14 protein-coding genes are annotated in these 15,366 nt (G+C 62.6%); 10 read left to right on the top strand and 4 right to left on the bottom strand.

Features of this window, described 5'->3' with window-relative positions; translation table 11 throughout:
* The first annotated feature begins 20 nt into the window (after window positions 1–20).
* The 3 genes from CENDO_RS07650 (at window position 21) to CENDO_RS07640 (ending at window position 3,258) form a co-directional block, all read left to right on the top strand.
* Window positions 21–1,244, top strand: a complete 1,224-nt coding sequence (locus CENDO_RS07650) for an acyltransferase family protein (RefSeq protein ID WP_136141510.1) — start codon at window positions 21–23, stop codon at window positions 1,242–1,244.
* Window positions 1,245–1,314: 70 nt separating this feature from the next.
* A complete protein-coding gene (locus CENDO_RS07645; RefSeq protein WP_136141509.1) occupies window positions 1,315–1,836 on the top strand; it encodes a polyadenylate-specific 3'-exoribonuclease AS in 522 nt (173 codons plus the stop codon).
* 33 nt (window positions 1,837–1,869) lie between these two features.
* Window positions 1,870–3,258: a class II 3-deoxy-7-phosphoheptulonate synthase gene (locus CENDO_RS07640; RefSeq protein ID WP_136141508.1), complete on the top strand. Its 1,389-nt coding sequence runs from the start codon at window positions 1,870–1,872 to the stop codon at window positions 3,256–3,258.
* 166 nt (window positions 3,259–3,424) lie between these two features.
* Here CENDO_RS07640 and CENDO_RS07635 read toward each other — a convergent pair whose 3' ends face one another.
* Entirely contained in the window at window positions 3,425–4,894 is a 1,470-nt protein-coding gene (locus tag CENDO_RS07635; RefSeq protein WP_136141507.1) for a protein kinase domain-containing protein, read from the bottom strand.
* A 50-nt stretch (window positions 4,895–4,944) separates the two neighbouring features.
* On the opposite strand from CENDO_RS07635, the gene CENDO_RS07630 reads away from it, so the two are divergent.
* Window positions 4,945–5,328 (top strand): Rv2175c family DNA-binding protein, encoded by a 384-nt coding sequence (locus CENDO_RS07630; protein ID WP_425456160.1) that lies wholly within the window; start codon window positions 4,945–4,947, stop codon window positions 5,326–5,328.
* Here CENDO_RS07630 and CENDO_RS07625 read toward each other — a convergent pair.
* Genes CENDO_RS07625 through CENDO_RS07615 form a run of 3 tightly spaced genes read right to left on the bottom strand, consistent with a single transcriptional unit; the run spans window position 5,325 to window position 8,607 of the window.
* A complete protein-coding gene (locus CENDO_RS07625) occupies window positions 5,325–6,890 on the bottom strand; it encodes an alpha-(1->6)-mannopyranosyltransferase A (protein WP_136141505.1) in 1,566 nt (521 codons plus the stop codon). The two genes, CENDO_RS07630 and CENDO_RS07625, sit on opposite strands and share 4 nt — an antisense overlap.
* A 16-nt stretch (window positions 6,891–6,906) precedes the next feature.
* The gene (locus CENDO_RS07620) at window positions 6,907–7,998 is read right to left on the bottom strand and encodes a polyprenyl synthetase family protein (protein WP_136141504.1); all 1,092 of its coding nucleotides are present in this window, start codon (window positions 7,996–7,998) and stop codon (window positions 6,907–6,909) included.
* Between the two features lie 18 nt (window positions 7,999–8,016).
* A complete protein-coding gene (locus CENDO_RS07615) occupies window positions 8,017–8,607 on the bottom strand; it encodes a GNAT family N-acetyltransferase (protein ID WP_136141503.1) in 591 nt (196 codons plus the stop codon).
* A gap of 161 nt (window positions 8,608–8,768) precedes the next feature.
* Here CENDO_RS07615 and CENDO_RS07610 point away from each other — a divergent pair, with 161 nt between their 5' ends.
* From CENDO_RS07610 to CENDO_RS07585, 6 genes are all read left to right on the top strand, one after another.
* On the top strand, window positions 8,769–9,209 hold the full coding sequence (locus tag CENDO_RS07610; protein ID WP_136141502.1) for an SAV_6107 family HEPN domain-containing protein: 441 nt from the start codon (window positions 8,769–8,771) through the stop codon (window positions 9,207–9,209).
* 266 nt (window positions 9,210–9,475) lie between these two features.
* A complete protein-coding gene (locus tag CENDO_RS07605; RefSeq protein WP_136141501.1) occupies window positions 9,476–9,874 on the top strand; it encodes a DUF3040 domain-containing protein in 399 nt (132 codons plus the stop codon).
* A 540-nt stretch (window positions 9,875–10,414) separates the two neighbouring features.
* Window positions 10,415–10,849 carry a division/cell wall cluster transcriptional repressor MraZ gene (mraZ, locus tag CENDO_RS07600; RefSeq protein ID WP_136141500.1) on the top strand — a complete coding sequence of 145 codons (435 nt, stop codon included), beginning with the start codon at window positions 10,415–10,417 and terminating at the stop codon, window positions 10,847–10,849.
* Window positions 10,850–11,131: 282 nt separating this feature from the next.
* Window positions 11,132–12,169 (top strand): 16S rRNA (cytosine(1402)-N(4))-methyltransferase RsmH, encoded by a 1,038-nt coding sequence (rsmH, locus tag CENDO_RS07595; protein ID WP_281276121.1) that lies wholly within the window; start codon window positions 11,132–11,134, stop codon window positions 12,167–12,169.
* A gap of 87 nt (window positions 12,170–12,256) precedes the next feature.
* Window positions 12,257–13,069, top strand: a complete 813-nt coding sequence (gene ftsL, locus CENDO_RS07590) for a cell division protein FtsL (RefSeq protein ID WP_136141499.1) — start codon at window positions 12,257–12,259, stop codon at window positions 13,067–13,069.
* 420 nt (window positions 13,070–13,489) lie between these two features.
* Window positions 13,490–15,358, top strand: coding sequence for a peptidoglycan D,D-transpeptidase FtsI family protein (locus CENDO_RS07585; protein WP_136142208.1), 1,869 nt, complete (start codon window positions 13,490–13,492; stop codon window positions 15,356–15,358).
* Window positions 15,359–15,366 lie beyond the last annotated feature (8 nt).

Genomic DNA, 15,366 nt, shown 5'->3' with positions numbered 1-15,366 from the left:
TACCGATTCGATAACTCGCCATGACAGTAGGTAAAACCTTGCCCTCAGCTCTACCCGCACGCGCCGCCGCCCCTGCGGGTGTCAAGCGTCTGGCGTGGCCGGACGTGGCGAAGGGCATTTCCATAGTCGGCGTTGTGCTCTTGCACGTTTCACTGCAGGTCCCCGATTCTGATAAAACGTGGCTCGTCTCCCTTAACAGCTGGATAGATCCGCTGCGGATGCCGCTGTTTTTCCTAGTCAGCGGGTTCTTCTCAAGCAAGGTACTCAACTTCTCCCTGTGGGAGCTCTTCAGCCGCCGGCTGTGGTTCTTTATTGTTCCGTACATTATCTGGGTATGCGTGGAACTAACTACCGCGCGTGAACTGGCCCACCAGTCCTGGGGGCAGGAACGCCTGGGCGTCGGGGAAGTTGCTGGCAACCTGCTCCTGGGCCATAACATGGGGTGGTTCCTGCACGCGCTGGTGATCTTCAACCTCATCTTGTGGTCTTGCCGCAAACTCCCGCCATGGCTTTCCATGCTGGTTTCGCTAAGCCCCGTATTGTTCCTGGCCTTCCATGACGTGGTCTATTTCGTCGGCAAGGCGATGATGTACCTGCCCGTATTCATGGCAGGTGTCTACCTGCGCGGGTTTATCAAGTCCTTTGCGGATCAATTCGATCAGGCACTGGCGCGGCGCCGCGTCACCCCGGCGGTATGCGTGGCCGTGGCCGCAGCCTCCGCCTCCTACCTGTTTGGGTACTGGGTGCGCCGTTCGTGGGACGAGTTTGAGGGCAACCCGGTGTACGCGTGGCCGTTTTTCGGTGATGGCCTGCTGGAGCGCCCGGAAATCCTGTTATTCGTGCGCCTGATTGAGCAATCAACCATGCTGCCCGCCGCGATTCTAGGCGCGGTGCTGATATCCCGCGTTCCGGTGGTATCCCACGCCTTCCAGTTCGTTGGCCGCCACACGCTGCCCATCTATCTGGGCCATCCCATTGCGCTGACCCTGGGCTACGGCTTTGTTGTGTCTGGCCGGGATCTCACCATCACGGTTGACGGTGCGTGGCCGGTAGAAAACACGTGGTTCTGGATCCTGGCTTGCCTGGTCAGTTGCGCCGTGGGCAGCCTGACGCTGTGGGCAATATCGCGCACCCCTGTGCTCAAGTGGACCATGACCCCACCGGCCATTACCAACGTGGGACGTAAGAACCGGGAGCCAATGGTCAACGCTACGGACGCCGCCTCGCAAGAGGGTGCCCGCTAGGGCTGGTTCGGCCCCGGGATAGCGGACCCCGCTGCACGGCCGGTCAGCTTGAGGCGCTACGCTTATAGTCGTGCGCTATTTCTACGACACTGAGTTTATTGAGGACGGCCAGACCATAGAGCTGGTCTCTATTGGGATTGTCGCAGAAGACGGTAGTGAGTATTACGCGGTGTCCACCGATTTTGATTCATCGAAGGCCAACCAGTGGGTGCGTGACAATGTTCTCGATAAACTGCCCAGCCCGCGCGACCCGGTGTGGAAACCGCGTGAGCGCATCCGCGAAGAGGTCTATGCGTTCCTGACCAAGGGGCTGCGCCACGGAAACCAGGCGGAGCTGTGGGCCTGGGTGGGGGCGTATGACCACGTGGTGCTGGCGCAACTGTGGGGGGACATGGCCGGGCTCCCCAAGAAGCTGCCGCGCTACACGCGCGAGCTGAAGCAGTACTGGGAGATGGCCGGCCGGCCAAAACTGCCCTCCGTGCCGCAGGGAAACCATGACGCCCTAGTGGACGCGCGCCATAATTTGGCCAAATTCAAGGCCTGCGCGGCGGCGCTTCCTATCTCATCCAGTGGGAAGATTGCAACACGTTAGAGAAATACACAACCACATGCTTAAATAGCTCTTGTGAGTTGGACAGTAGATATTTCTAAAGAAGCACTCCCGGATCTTCCCCCGTTGCCAGAGGGCATTGAGGAGAAGTTCCAGGACGTTATTTCCCGTGACGCGAAACAGCAGCCAAGCTGGTCCCAGGACAAGGCGGATACCGTTCGCAAGATCCTTGAGTCCGTCCCGCCCATCGTGGTGGCCCCGGAGGTTGAGGCGCTCAAGAAGAAGCTCGCCGATGTAGCCCTCGGAAAGGCATTTCTGCTCCAGGGCGGCGATTGCGCCGAGACCTTCGAGTCGAACACCGAGCCGCACATCCGTGGCAACGTCAAGACGCTGCTGCAGATGGCGGTGGTGCTCACCTACGGCGCGTCCGTGCCGGTGGTAAAGCTAGGCCGCATCGCCGGCCAGTACGCAAAGCCACGCTCCGCGGATTTTGATTCGAATGGCCTGCTGAACTACCGCGGTGACATTGTCAACGGTGTGGAACCCACTGAGGAGTCCCGCGCCCATGATCCCGCCCGCATGATCCGGGCGTATGCCAATTCTTCCGCGGCCATGAACCTGGTGCGTTCTTTGACCTCTTCCGGGACCGCTGATCTGTACTCCCTGCATGAGTGGAACCGCGAGTTCGTGTCCAAGTCCCCGGCCGGCACCCGCTACGAGGCGCTGGCGAAGGAGATCACCAACGGCCTGCAGTTCATGAACGCCTGCGGCGTCAATGATGTCTCCCTGCGGACATCAGAGATTTACTGCTCCCATGAGGCGCTGTTGAAGGACTATGAGCGCGCCATGCTCCGCCTGGGCACGGATGCTAATGGAAACACCAAGCTCTATGATCTTTCCGCGCACCAGGTGTGGATCGGTGAGCGCACCCGCGGCCTTGAGGACTTCCACGTCAACTTCTGCGCTCTGATTGCGAACCCGGTGGGCATCAAGATCGGCCCGGGCATCACCCCGGAACAGGCCGTTGAGTACGTTGAGCGCCTCGATCCTGATCGTGAGCCCGGCCGCCTGACCATCATTTCCCGCATGGGCAATGACAAGGTCCGCACGGTTTTGCCCCCAGTGGTCCGCGCGGTGGAGGAGTCCGGCCACAAGGTGGTGTGGCAGTGCGATCCTATGCATGGCAACACTGAAACCGCGTCCAATGGCTACAAGACCCGCCACTTTGACAAGATTCTGGATGAGGTTCAGGGCTTCTTCGAGGTGCACCGCGAGTTGGGTACCCACCCGGGCGGCATCCACCTGGAATTTACCGGTGAGGACGTCACGGAGTGCCTGGGCGGCGCCGAGGATATCACCGATGTGGACCTGCCGGGCCGCTACGAGTCCGCGGTGGACCCACGCCTGAACACCCAGCAGTCCCTGGAGCTTGCGTTCCTAGTCGCCGAGATGCTGCGCTACTAAGCGGCAACGGGGCGCCCGGTGCTTCGCTTTTCCAACTCGGCTAAGCGCCACGCCCGGCACAGCCCGCCGCGCGTCGACCGTTACGGTCCGCGCAGGCGGGCTTGTTGCATTTCTCCGCGTCCGACGCCGCCCCGCCAGCGCCCCCTTACTCGGCGGCACTGGGGCCTTACTGCGCCTGCTCGAGGAATTGAGGCAGCATGCCGTACATGCCGGAGGCGTAGGACCACCCGCCGATGGCCACCGCTGCGGCCAGCAGGGCGACAACCAAAAGGAATACGGCGAAACCCGCGCCGGAGCGGTTGGTCAGCATCGGCGGGGCGGGAGTCTTATCCCGCCGCGGTTGTAACTCCCTGCGCCCTTCGCCCGCTGGGCCGCGTTCCGCGGGCGCGTTGCGCGTCGGCGGATTGGCCGGTGGGGGCACAGGTGGCGTTGCCGGCGTGGGGCTGGGCGCCGCTGCGGGCGGGTTCTCGGCGCGCGGGGCGTGCCGGGCCGGCTCGGGTTCCGGCCAGCGCTGCTGCGCCTGGGTTTCAAAGCTCAGCGGCGCGCGGCGGAATAAGAGGTCTTCGGTAGGGGAGAGGTCCTCAGTAGGCGCCTCCGGGTGAGCCTGTTGGCTTCCCGCCCGCGCGTTTGCGTCCGCATCTACCGCCGCTGCCGGCCTAGAATCTTCCTTTGGCTCGCGGAAGGGATTGATGATGCTAGTGGGCGCAAAGATGTCCGTGGCTCCTATGCCCGTCATGTCCGTGGGTTTAGCCGCGGTGCGCGCCGCGGCGGAATTCTTTGGCACCGGGACCGTAAACGCCGGCAGGGCCAGCTCCGCGGCCACGTCATCCAGCGCGGCGAGGAATTCCCCGGCGTCGGCGAAGCGCTCGTCGACGTCGCGGGTGGTGGCGCTGGCCACCAGCTCATCGAAGAGGTGGGGCACGCCCGCAATGCGGGAAGACGGGGCAGCAACGTCCCCGTTCAAGCGCGCTAGTGCGTGGGCCAAGTCAGTCTCGCCGCTAAACGGCAGGGTGCCCGTTAGCAGTTCAAAGAGCACAATGCCGGCGGAATAGACGTCGCTGGCGGTGGTGATATCACTTCCATCCACCTGCTCAGGGGAGAGGTAGGACACGGTGCCCACGATGTTATTTGAGGTCACCGTATTGGAGGTTGAGGAGCGCACCAGGCCAAAATCCCCAAGCTTGACCCGGTGGTCGGCGCTAATGAGCACGTTATCCGGCTTGATATCCCGGTGGACTAGGCCCTTGGCGTGCACCACGGATAGGCCGGTGAGCATGGCGCGCATGACGGCGGTGGCCGCGTGCGGCGGCATGGGCCCGCGTTCGCCGAGGAGTTCGCGCAACGTGCCGCCCGTGATGAGCTCCATCACCAGGTAAATCGGTTCGGATTCGGCGTTGAAATCGTAAACGCCCACCAGGTTGGGGTGGGTGAGCTGGGCCATGGCTAGGGCTTCGCGCTGGAAGCGGTGGACAAAGATAGGGTCGGTGGCGAAGTGGTCATGCATGACCTTGGCCGCCACGGCCCGACCCAGGCGTAGGTCCACGCAGCGGTAGACGGTGGACATGCCGCCGCGCGCGATTGGCTGATCCACCCGGTAGCGTCCCTCGAGGATGTCACCAATGTCTAACCTACTCATGGACACTAGTATGACGGATTGAGGAATAAACCGCGAAGCGCATTAAGGTGGTGTCTGTGACTAATCCAAGCAATCCCGACCTGAATCTCGAACAGCTCCTTGCCAACGAAACCTTGCTGACCATGCCTGAGGTGGCTGACAAGCTGGGTATCGTGGTGACCCGCGCGCACGATTTGCTCACCGAGCGCAAGATCATCGCGTGGCGCAAAGACGGCGTGCGCTACGTGCCGGAGGCATTTTTCAACGAGAAGAACGCGGTCAGCAAGTTCGTCTCGGGCGTAATCACCGTCTTGTCTGACGGCGGCTATTCCGACGATGAAATCCTCCACCACCTCTTCACCGAGGACGAGTCCCTGCCGGGCCGCCCCATCGACGCCCTGCACGGCCACCTGGCGCGCGAAGTCATCCGGCGCGCACAGGCCATGGCCTTCTAATTCCGGCTACCTGGCGCCCCGGCCGGGTGCTTTAGCGGTTCATAGATCCACGAGGTGATAAACCACGCCGCGGCGGCCGCAACGATGACCCACCACCAGTTGTAGAGCTGGTGGTTCCCGTCGCCGGCGAAGGACACGGCCACGAAGAATGAGCCCGCGGTGGCAATCTTGGTCACTAGCAGCGGCACGCGCCCCGCGGCCACCAGCGTGATGACGGAGGCGTAGTACCACGGCAGGGTCACCGAGTTGAAGATGAAGGCCACCTGGTAGGCGGCCGCGGTACCCACGATTGCTTGGTTATCTCCCTTGCGGAATAGCCACCATGCGGCGACCATTCCGGCCAGCATGAGCACCATTGCAATGGAACGCAAGAGGGAAATTACGGAGTTGTAGGTCAGCTCCTCGTTGAAGGACTGCAGCGGCGGAGTGAGCACGTCCGCCATGAGGGTTGGCCCGGCCAGCGGGTTAATCACTTTAGAATTGCCGGTAATCTCAAAAATCCAGCCCCAAGAGGTGCCGGAGGCCCAGGTTACCGCCGCCACAACCGCAACGGTCAGCGCCACCATCGCGGCGCCGGAGGCGATGAATACCCCACACTGCTTGGCAACGGAGCTGGTCTTGGCCGGCGCGAATCGATTCACCATCATCCACACCACGAACGGCATGGCGATAAAGGCGGTTGCCTTCATCGATACGGCCACGGCGATAAGGGCGATGGCCGCGACGTACTTCCTGTTGAGAGCCAGCACAAGGCCCACGGACACCAGCGCCACCATGACGGATTCATTGTGCATTCCGCCGATGAGGTGCAGGATCATCACCGGGTTGGCTACGCCCAGCCACAGGGCAAGGGTGGGATCCGAACCTAAGCGCGTGGCTATCTTTGGCACCGCCCACGCGATGGCGAAAAATCCCAGCAGGGACACCACCTTGAACAGGATGATGCCTAGCCACACCTCGTTGCCCGCGATACGCACGATGCCCTCGCCCAGCCACAGGTGCAGGGGCCCGTAAGGGGTCGTGGTGTTTCGCCAGTCTTGGGAGACCTCAAGGAGGAATGGGCCTGGGTTGACGGCCGCGCCCTCGGAATAGGGATCGAACCCATCGCGGACCATGGCGCCCTGCATCAGGTAGGAATAGACATCGCGGGAGGCCAGCGGCCCGGCCAGCGCTAGGGGAGCAATCCACATCCACATCCAGCGGCGCATGGCGGCAAAGGCCTTTTCAGTAGGGGCCTTAAGCTGTGGAATCACCAACTCCCGGCCGGCCAAGACCCATGCGGCCACGAGCCCGAACAGGCCGACCCAAAACAGCAGCATGCTGAAGTTTCGGCCATGGCCGTAGCTGACGAAGCCCAGGTTTAGCGCCTCCAGTACGCCGCCGCGGTTGCGCGTCGCGCCGCCGCCGAAGGAAGCCAGGGTAAGGACTATTGAAGATGCAATGCCCAGCTTCAACGGATGCGGCAGCTTGAGGCTCAATGGGGAGTGCCGCCCATCGCGCTCCGCGCGCGCAGCAACTTTAGCCGGGGCGTGTGATTGCGGATTTACCTTGCTAGATGGCATGAGCGTTAAACGGGCCTTACATCTGGCGGGCGGTGGCCTTGACCGCCAGCGTGGTGAGAGTTTCTGTGACCTCAGCGCTGACGTTTGCTCGCTTGAGGTGTTCCAAACCGGAGGCCGTGAGTTTTTCAATCTCCCGCTCGACAAGAGCGGGCGCCCCGGAGTCTTCGATGATCTGTTTCATAAGCTCGATCTCGGCCGGGTCATCGCTGTTGCCTATCAGCTTGCGCAACGTGGCCGCCGCGGCCGGATCCCGTTCGTCGGCGCTGCTCAGGGCCAGGGCCAGCAAGACGGTGCGCTTGCCCTCGCGTAGATCGTCACCGGCGGGCTTTCCGGTCAATTCGGAATCACCAAACACCCCCAGCTGGTCATCGCGCAGCTGGTAGGCGATGCCAATGTCGCGGCCATATCCGCGGAAAGCTGCTATCAATTCTTCGGACGCGCCAGCTATCGCCGCGCCCAGGTGCAGCGGGCGCTCGATGGTGTAGCCGGCGGTCTTGTAACGGTTGACGTTTTGGGCCAACTCCACAGACTCAGAGCCGGCGGCCTCGAGCGAAATGTCCAACAGCTGGCCGCCAATGACCTCAGTGCGCATATCGCGCCAAGGCTCACGGGCCCGGCCTAGGGCCAGGGTGCTCAGCCCGGACTCCTGCAGCATATCCTCTGCCCAAATCAGAGACAGATCGCCCACCAAAATGGCGACGTTGCGGCCAAACTCGGCGGCGGACCCCTGCCAGCCGTGCTCGCGATGGCTGGCCTCCACTCCACGATGCACGGTGGGGTTGCCGCGCCGGGTATCGGAGGCGTCAATGATGTCATCATGGATAAGCGCACAGCCCTGGATGAACTCCAAGGAACTGGCCGCCCGCAACACCGCGTGCGGATCCTCATCCCCGTCCAGGCCGCCGGCGCCCACGAAACCCGCCCACGCATAAAGCGGGCGAATGCGCTTGCCGCCATCGAGCACGAAAGATTCTAAGAAGTTCACGGCCTCCGAAACCGGCTGGCCAATGGCGCCAACATGCCCGCGCCGGGCCGCGATGAACTCTTTGAGCTCCGCTTGGACGGCGGCGGGTATGTCGGAAAGAACGGGGATCTTAAATTCACTCACGTCTTCACACGATACCGCCTACAGGCGGCCTATCGGGGCGCCACCCTGCTGACTGCCGAGGGGAAGGTTCACACCGAGCACGGCGAACCTCCGGTTATCCCCGGGGTAGACGTAATCCCGCAGCACATCCCAGAATCCAAGGGAGCGGTAGAGCCCAAAGGCTAGGTTGGCCTCCCCTTCAACTTCAGGGGTTGATAGCAGGGCGTATTTGGCCCAAGTCAGCTTCATCAGTTCGGTCAGCAGCACCCGGCCGATTCCCTGGCCCTGGGCGGAGGGGCGCACATGGATTTCTGCGAGTTCGAAGTAATTGCGCAGAATGTCCCATTGCCGTTCGCTCATCTCGCCGCGTTCGGCGCACCCGCGCCGCAGCTGCCGGTCCCACCAGGTGTCCGGATTGCCCAGGAATCCGTAGGCCACGCCGATGATTACCCCGCCTTGCTCGGCAATGACCGCCGCGAATCCGGGGTGGCGGACCTCCCTGCGCCACACGGCCACGCGATCTTCGCGGATCTGGGGGCTGTACTCCATCGCCTCCAAGTAGATGTCCACGAGCGGTGGGGCGAGCATGGCGAACTCTTGGGGGTTAAGGCTCCGGTACTGAACAGTCACGGTTCCTATTTCAACAGACATCCGGAACCAATGTGGCTAGTTGCCCAATCCGGCGGGAATTTAGAATGTTTGTTCGAATTTTCTCCGGTGGTTGTCCGAACCCTTTCTTAGAGTGTGAAGCACAACAGATTAACCGCAACTTACTAAGAAGGGGGCTCATCATGGCACAGGTCATTTCCGCTACTACTAAGTTTGGGGCGGGCGCCGCCCGCCAGGGTGGGGCCAAGCGCCAGCGCTTCCTAACGCAGGCAGAAGGTCTTTTGGCGGAAGCCCGCGCCCTCGCGGCGGAGGGCCGCGGAGACGAGGCGCTTGAGCTTTCCTACCAGGCCGCATTGCGCACGGCCGGAGCCCGGGTTGCGGTAAGTGCGGTGGCGCGCCGCAAGCGTAAGCCATCGAGTGCCTGGGAGCAGTTGGCGCTGGTCGATGCTGCCGGAAAGCGGTGGGCGGATGAATTTAAGGCATTTTCCCGGCTGCGCTCGCGTGTGGTCTCCGGGCTGGACGGCAATGTGGAACAAGTCACTGTGTTTGAGTTGATGGATCTCACGGCCCAGTTCAAGGAGGCTGTGGAGATGGACTTCGTGGTAGATTCCGCCGCGGCCTAAGGCTCGGGGTCCCGCCGAGGGCCCATTGCAGAATCTTTCCCGGAAGAGATGTGTTTGCCCTCGAGTTCTCTGTCCGGGAACTTTTCTTTGCCCTGGTGCGTTGTAGGGGTAGACGAAGCGGCGCGGCGTGCGTCCAAGGCGTTGGATGCCTATGCATCCGCGGTTTGGGGCGGTATCGTTTAGTGTTGCTTTACGTGGGCGCTACGAGGCGTGTCCGCATCGGCTACGGCCTTACATCATTTTCATCAACTCACATTGGAGGGACAGTGTCGCTTTCAGAGCAGGAACAGCGCGCGCTACGCGAGATAGAGCAGTCGCTGCTTGCTGATGATCCTAAATTTGGTTCATCGGTGGATGTTGATGATGATTTTGGCGGCGGCTCCGGCGCCGTCACTATCCGGGGCGTGGCCCTGGTGGTGCTCGGCCTGTGCATGCTAATCGGCGGCGTGGCTCTGGCGCAGTTTTCGCTGTGGTACGTCACCTTGTCGATCGCCGGTTTCCTGGTGATGTTCGGCGCCGGCGTGTGGATGCTTCGTGGTGATAACAATCAGTCCGCGGACCCGTTTGCCGGCAATGGTAAAGCCCGCTTGGCGCGCGGCCAGTGCAACAGTGGCGTGGGAAGCAAGCTGGAGGACAACTTTCGCCGCCGCTTCGAGGGGAACTAAACCCTAAGCCTTAAGTCTTCGGCCCCGAATTGCCTGGTGCAATCCGGGGCTTTTTGCTGCCCATCTCCACTGGGGCGGCCGGATGGCCCCACTTTGCCCCACCGCAACCCCCTGGGTGTCAAAGTCCCCACTTTGCCCCACCACTCGGGACGGGTGGGGCGCAGTGGTGCCGTGGGGTACGGGGTGGATTCGGGGATTAAGGGGAGAGTGCGGGGTTGAACAGGGGATTGTGGCGCATGCGCGGGGCTTGCGAGTGGTGTAGTGGCGTAAGTTGCACACCGATGTTGACGTTAATGGAGCGTCTAGTGGGGTTAATGGGGTGGGGTGTCAAGGGGTGTTCGGGAAATTTGCCCCACTAATTTTTGGGGCTTTTACCTGGGGATTTAATCCCCCTGGGGGAGCTTTGGTGGCGTGTGAGTGTTGAAGGTGGGGGAAAGTGGGGTAGAGTGGGGCGCAGCGGTGGAGTGGTGCCGGCATTCGCGGCATTTCCCCAGCGCTAGAGGAACCGGAGTTTTCGAGTTGAGGAAGGTGGACACCGGGATGTTTCTCGGAACCTACACTCCCAAGCTTGATGACAAAGGGCGCCTAACCCTCCCCGCTAAGTTCCGCGACGAACTTGCTGGGGGCCTCATGGTTACTAAGGGACAGGACCACTCGCTGGCCGTGTACCCGCGTGAAGAATTCGCGGCTCGTGCACGCAAGGCGGCGGCGGTATCGCGAACCAATCCGGATGCGCGTGCGTTCATCCGTAACCTTGCGGCTTCGGCCGATGAGCAGCGCCCGGATGGCAATGGTCGAATCACGTTGTCGGCCGGTCACCGTGAATACGCAGGCCTGAAGAAGGAATGCGTGGTTGTGGGGTCAGTGGATTTCCTCGAAATCTGGGATGCGGCCGCATGGGCTGAATACCAGGCACAAACTGAAGATGCTTACTCAGCGGCGGACGCGGATGATGTCCTCGCCGGCCTGCTGTAGTAGACGCACCTTGAATATGGAGTGCGTGTAAGGACTCTGTTCGAGGCGGACGCTCTGGTGTACTTCCCCGATATCAGATACCTGCCTCGGACAGGGCCCTATACGCACTTGATTTATCTCATCGGTGACTTTCGTGGTCTAAGGCTGGGCCCCGAGCCGGCCAAACGTTGTCATGCGTGAGCAAAATCGAGTTCGTTGAGAATATTCGCTATTTATCTGCTGCGCATGAGCGTTGTGCGGTGTTGTTCGCCGTAGCCATATGAAGGGAAGGGGGCAGGCTCCGTGAGTACTAAGGTTAACTACGACATTGCGGATAACCATGGCCACGTTCCCGTCATGCGTGAGCGCATGGCGCAGCTGATTGCCCCCGCGGTCGAGGCGGCTGGGGATAACGCGGTGATCGTTGACGGCACGCTCGGCGCGGGCGGCCACACGGAGTACTTCCTCAAGTCCTTCCCCCGGGCGCGCGTCATCGGCGTTGACCGCGATGGGGCCTCCTTGGCGGCGGCAACGCGGCGCCTTGAGCCTTTTGCTGAACGCTTCGTGGGCGTGGGGCGCAGGTTCGATGAGGTTGGCTCCGCGATTGCAGAGGGCGGCCATCCCATTTTGGACCTGGCGGCTAAATATGGCGTCGCGGGCGCGTTGTTTGATCTTGGCGTGTCCTCGATGCAGCTGGACCAGGTGGATCGCGGTTTCGCATATCGGACCGATGCCCCCCTCGATATGCGCATGGACCCCACCCAGTCCCTGACCGCGGCGGATATCCTCAACACCTATTCTCACGGCGAGATTGCCCGCATTCTCAAGACCTACGGCGATGAACGCTTCGCCGGAAAAATCGCCTCCGCGGTGTTGAAAGAGCGCGAGAAGGCGCCGTTTGATACCTCGGAGCGCCTGGTTGAGCTGCTCTATGCCACCATTCCGGCGGCAACGCGCCGCACGGGTGGCCACCCGGCGAAGCGCACCTTCCAGGCCCTGCGCGTGGAGGTCAACCGCGAGCTAGAGGCAATCGAGCAGGTCATTCCGGTTATCACGGATGCCTTGCACGTGGGCGGCCGCGCCGTCTTCATGAGCTATCAGTCCCTGGAGGACCGCATCGTTAAGGGCGCTTTCAGGGAATTGACCACGTCAAAGACCCCGGCCGGTCTGCCTATGGAACTTCCCGGGATGGCGCCGCGGTATGCGACCGTGACCCGCGGTTCGGAGAAGGCCACGGCCCAGGAGATTGAGGAAAACTCCCGCGCGGCCTCCGTCCGCGTCAGGGCCATCGAACGCCTTGAGGGGGACCACGTCATCCACGGCCCAGGGGAGGTGGCGTAGGTGGCCTCCTCAGCTAATGAGCTACGCCGCCCGCCGCGGCGAACCACCCCAGAATCTGTACATACGCACCTGAAAGGAACCCGGAGTATGGGCGCTAGCAGAGACTTCACGTCCGGTCATGACACCGGCGTGCTCACCGCCGAACGCCCCGGTTACCGATCCACTCCTCAGCTGGGGCGCAGCCGCCTGCACGAGTCGACCACGTTGCCGGACGCGCCATCGAAGCGCGGCCCGCGCAGGTCAATCCCGCGCACGTCGCGAATCGGTTCGCAGCAGGTTGTCTCCCACCGCGGCCGCCGCCTGACGGAAATCAAGAAGGTCACGCTCTTCTCACGCCTGTCGGCGATCGCGATTGGCATGCTAATCACCGGCCTGGCGATAGCCATGTGGCTATCCGGCGTGGCTACGACCCAAACCTTTGAGATTCAACGCCTGACGGTTCAGGAGCAGCAGCTCAACAACCAGCTCGAGTCGCTCAACCGCGACCTCGAAAACATCCGCTCTTCCGCCGACGTCGCCCGTAAGGCCTCCGCCACCCAGCTCGGCGTGCCCACCGCGGCCGGCATCGTCGAAGTAAAAGAAAACGGTGACATGAGCGAGCTGCGCCCAGCAGAGGAGGGCCTGGAATCTATTATCGATGTCAATGGTGCGCCAGTTCGTCCGGGGCAGGCGTCCAGTGATCCGAATGAGACAAACGATGTGTCCGGCAACTTGACGGAGCGTCCTCAGGGCCAGCAGCAGACTTTCCGCGATGGCTCCGAGCAGGCGCCTGATCAGCGGCCGGACGGCGTTGAGGGCCAGCCGGAACCGTCCGCCCCTCAGGGCGGGGCTCCTGCACCGCAGGCGCCGCCGGCTCCGCAGCGCCCGGCGCAGGCTCCATACGCCGCTACCGGCGAGTAGCCCGCATCTGTTCGTCGCAAACGGGTGCGCTAGATAATTTCCACCCAGACACAGATAAAGACCCCAGCTAAAAGGGTAAGAGGCAGGTGAAACCCCATAGTGACTCCACCAAGTGATGGCGGCTTTGGCCGCAACGGACGCGATGGAGGCAATCCACGGGGGCATTCCCGCCGGGCGGGCCAGGCCAGGCCCGGTAACGGCCGCGAGCCGTTTCCCGCCGCCCGTTACTCCTCGGCCCGTGGCCAGCGCACGGGTTCCCACGCGGGTACCTCCTCCCGCCGCACGCCGCCGCGCACGGACGCGCCGCATATTAATAAGAAGCCTTCCCTGGCCGCCTCGCGTACCTCCGGCCGCCGGCCAACCCAGCAGGTTACCGCGGCCGGCACGGTGGGCTACTCCGTGTATGAGCGCCCGGGCATGATGGTCAAGCGCCTGCGGATTATCGTGGCCTTCCTCGCCGCCGTCATGCTCATCCTCGTGGGACGCCTGTTTTGGGTCCAAGTAGTGTGGGGTCCGGATCTGGCCGCGAAGGCGGAGCAGCAGCGTTCCCGCCTGTTCACGGAGCCCGCCCGTCGCGGCGAGATTACTGACCGCGACGGCCAGCGCTTGGCCTACACCATGCAGGCCCGGTCCTTGACGGTGACCCCAACGCGCCTGCGCCTGGAACTCGGCCAGCAGGAGGAGGCCGCCGCTACGCAAGAGGGCGAGCTTAGCGGCAAGAATGAGGCGGAGCAGCAGTCGATCATCGATGAGCGTGTGGACAAGCGCCTCGAGGAAATGGCCGAGGGCATTCCCCGGATGATCGATGAATCCGGCGCCGAGGCCGCGCGTGTCGAGGAAAGCGAAATCCTCGCCAAGCTCAATGCCGATACCCAGTATGAGGTTTTGGTCCGCAACGTAGACCCCGAGGTGGCCACCCAGATTTCCTCCGAATTCCACGGCGTCAAGGCCGATAATCAGGACATCCGCCAATACCCCAACGGCGCGATTGCGGAAAACGTGTTGGGCAAGGTCTCCATGGACGGCCAGGGCCAGTTTGGCCTGGAGGCGTTTAATGACGCCATCCTTACGGGCATCCACGGCAGCATGACTGAGGAGTATTCGGCCCAGGGGCAGGCGATTCCCGGCACCCTGCGCGACGTGGCTCCCGTGGTTGACGGCGCCAACGTGCGGCTGACCCTGGATTTGGATCTGCAGACCTACCTGCAGCAGAAACTTGAGAAGGCGCGCGCCAACTCCAAGGCCGAATCCGCCGAGGCCGTGGTGCTGGACGTTGCCACCGGCGAGGTCCTGGCCATGGCGAATACGGGCACCATTGACCCTAACCAGGACATTGACCGGCAGCTGGAGCAGGGCAAGGATTTTGAGAACCGTTCGATTTCCTACCCGTATGAGCCGGGGTCGGTGGCCAAGATCATCACGGCGGCGGCCGCCATCGAGGAGGGGATCACCACTCCGGAGGCGGTCCACCAGGTTCCGGGCTCCATCGACATGGCCGGCGTAACCGTGAAGGACGCGTGGGATCACGGCGTGGAGCCGTACACCACCACCGGCATCTTTGGTAAGTCCTCGAACGTGGGCACCCTCATGCTCGCTGATCAGGTGGGCATGGATAAGTTCTCCGAATACTTAGAGGCCTTTGGGCTGGGCCAGACTTCCGGCGTGGAGCTGCCTAATGAGTCCCAGGGGCTCTTGCCGCCGCGCGAGCAGTGGTCCGGCGGCACGTTCGCAAACCTGCCGATCGGCCAGGGCATGGCGGTGACCACGCTGCAGCTGGCTAGCATTTATCAGGCCATCGCGAATGATGGCGAGCGCATCGAGCCGCGCATCATTAAGGAAGTCACCAACCCGGACGGCACCCGCCGCGAGTTAAACGAGCCGGGCACCACCCAGGTCATTTCCCCCGAGACCGCGCGCACGGTCACGGACATGTTCCGCTCAACCTTCCAGGCGGACCCGGCGGGAATCCAAAACGGCACCGCCCAGGGCAATGAGATTGAGGGCTACCAGCTCTCCGGAAAGACCGGCACCGCGCAGAAGGTGGACCCCAACACCGGTGCGTATTCCAACTCCGCGTACTGGATCACGTTCGCTGGAATCGCGCCGGCGGATGATCCGCGCTTCGTGGTGGCCATCATGCTGGATGAGCCGGAGTCTGGTGTTAACGATGATGGCTCCGGCGGCCAGTCCGCTGCCCCCGTGTTCAGGGACGTGGCCGCGTGGCTACTCAACCGCGACAATATTGCCCCGTCCCCCGAGGCTCCGGCCTTGACCCTTCGAGAAGAGTAAAGGATAAA

The sequence above is a fragment of the Corynebacterium endometrii genome, from assembly GCF_004795735.1.
In the GTDB taxonomy this organism is placed as follows: Bacteria; Actinomycetota; Actinomycetes; order Mycobacteriales; family Mycobacteriaceae; genus Corynebacterium; species Corynebacterium endometrii.
This window is presented reverse-complemented; position numbering and strand designations above follow the sequence as displayed.

Excerpts from the sequence above, each read along its gene's own strand:
- CENDO_RS07650 (WP_136141510.1), top strand. The coding sequence starts at position 21 with ATGACAGTAGGTAAAACCTTGCCCTCAGCTCTACCCGCACGCGCCGCC.
- CENDO_RS07635 (WP_136141507.1), bottom strand. The coding sequence starts at position 4,894 with ATGAGTAGGTTAGACATTGGTGACATCCTCGAGGGACGCTACCGGGTG.
- CENDO_RS07625 (WP_136141505.1), bottom strand. The coding sequence starts at position 6,890 with ATGCCATCTAGCAAGGTAAATCCGCAATCACACGCCCCGGCTAAAGTT.
- CENDO_RS07610 (WP_136141502.1), top strand. The coding sequence starts at position 8,769 with ATGGCACAGGTCATTTCCGCTACTACTAAGTTTGGGGCGGGCGCCGCC.
- mraZ (WP_136141500.1), top strand. The coding sequence starts at position 10,415 with ATGTTTCTCGGAACCTACACTCCCAAGCTTGATGACAAAGGGCGCCTA.
- ftsL (WP_136141499.1), top strand. The coding sequence starts at position 12,257 with ATGGGCGCTAGCAGAGACTTCACGTCCGGTCATGACACCGGCGTGCTC.
- CENDO_RS07585 (WP_136142208.1), top strand. The coding sequence starts at position 13,490 with ATGGTCAAGCGCCTGCGGATTATCGTGGCCTTCCTCGCCGCCGTCATG.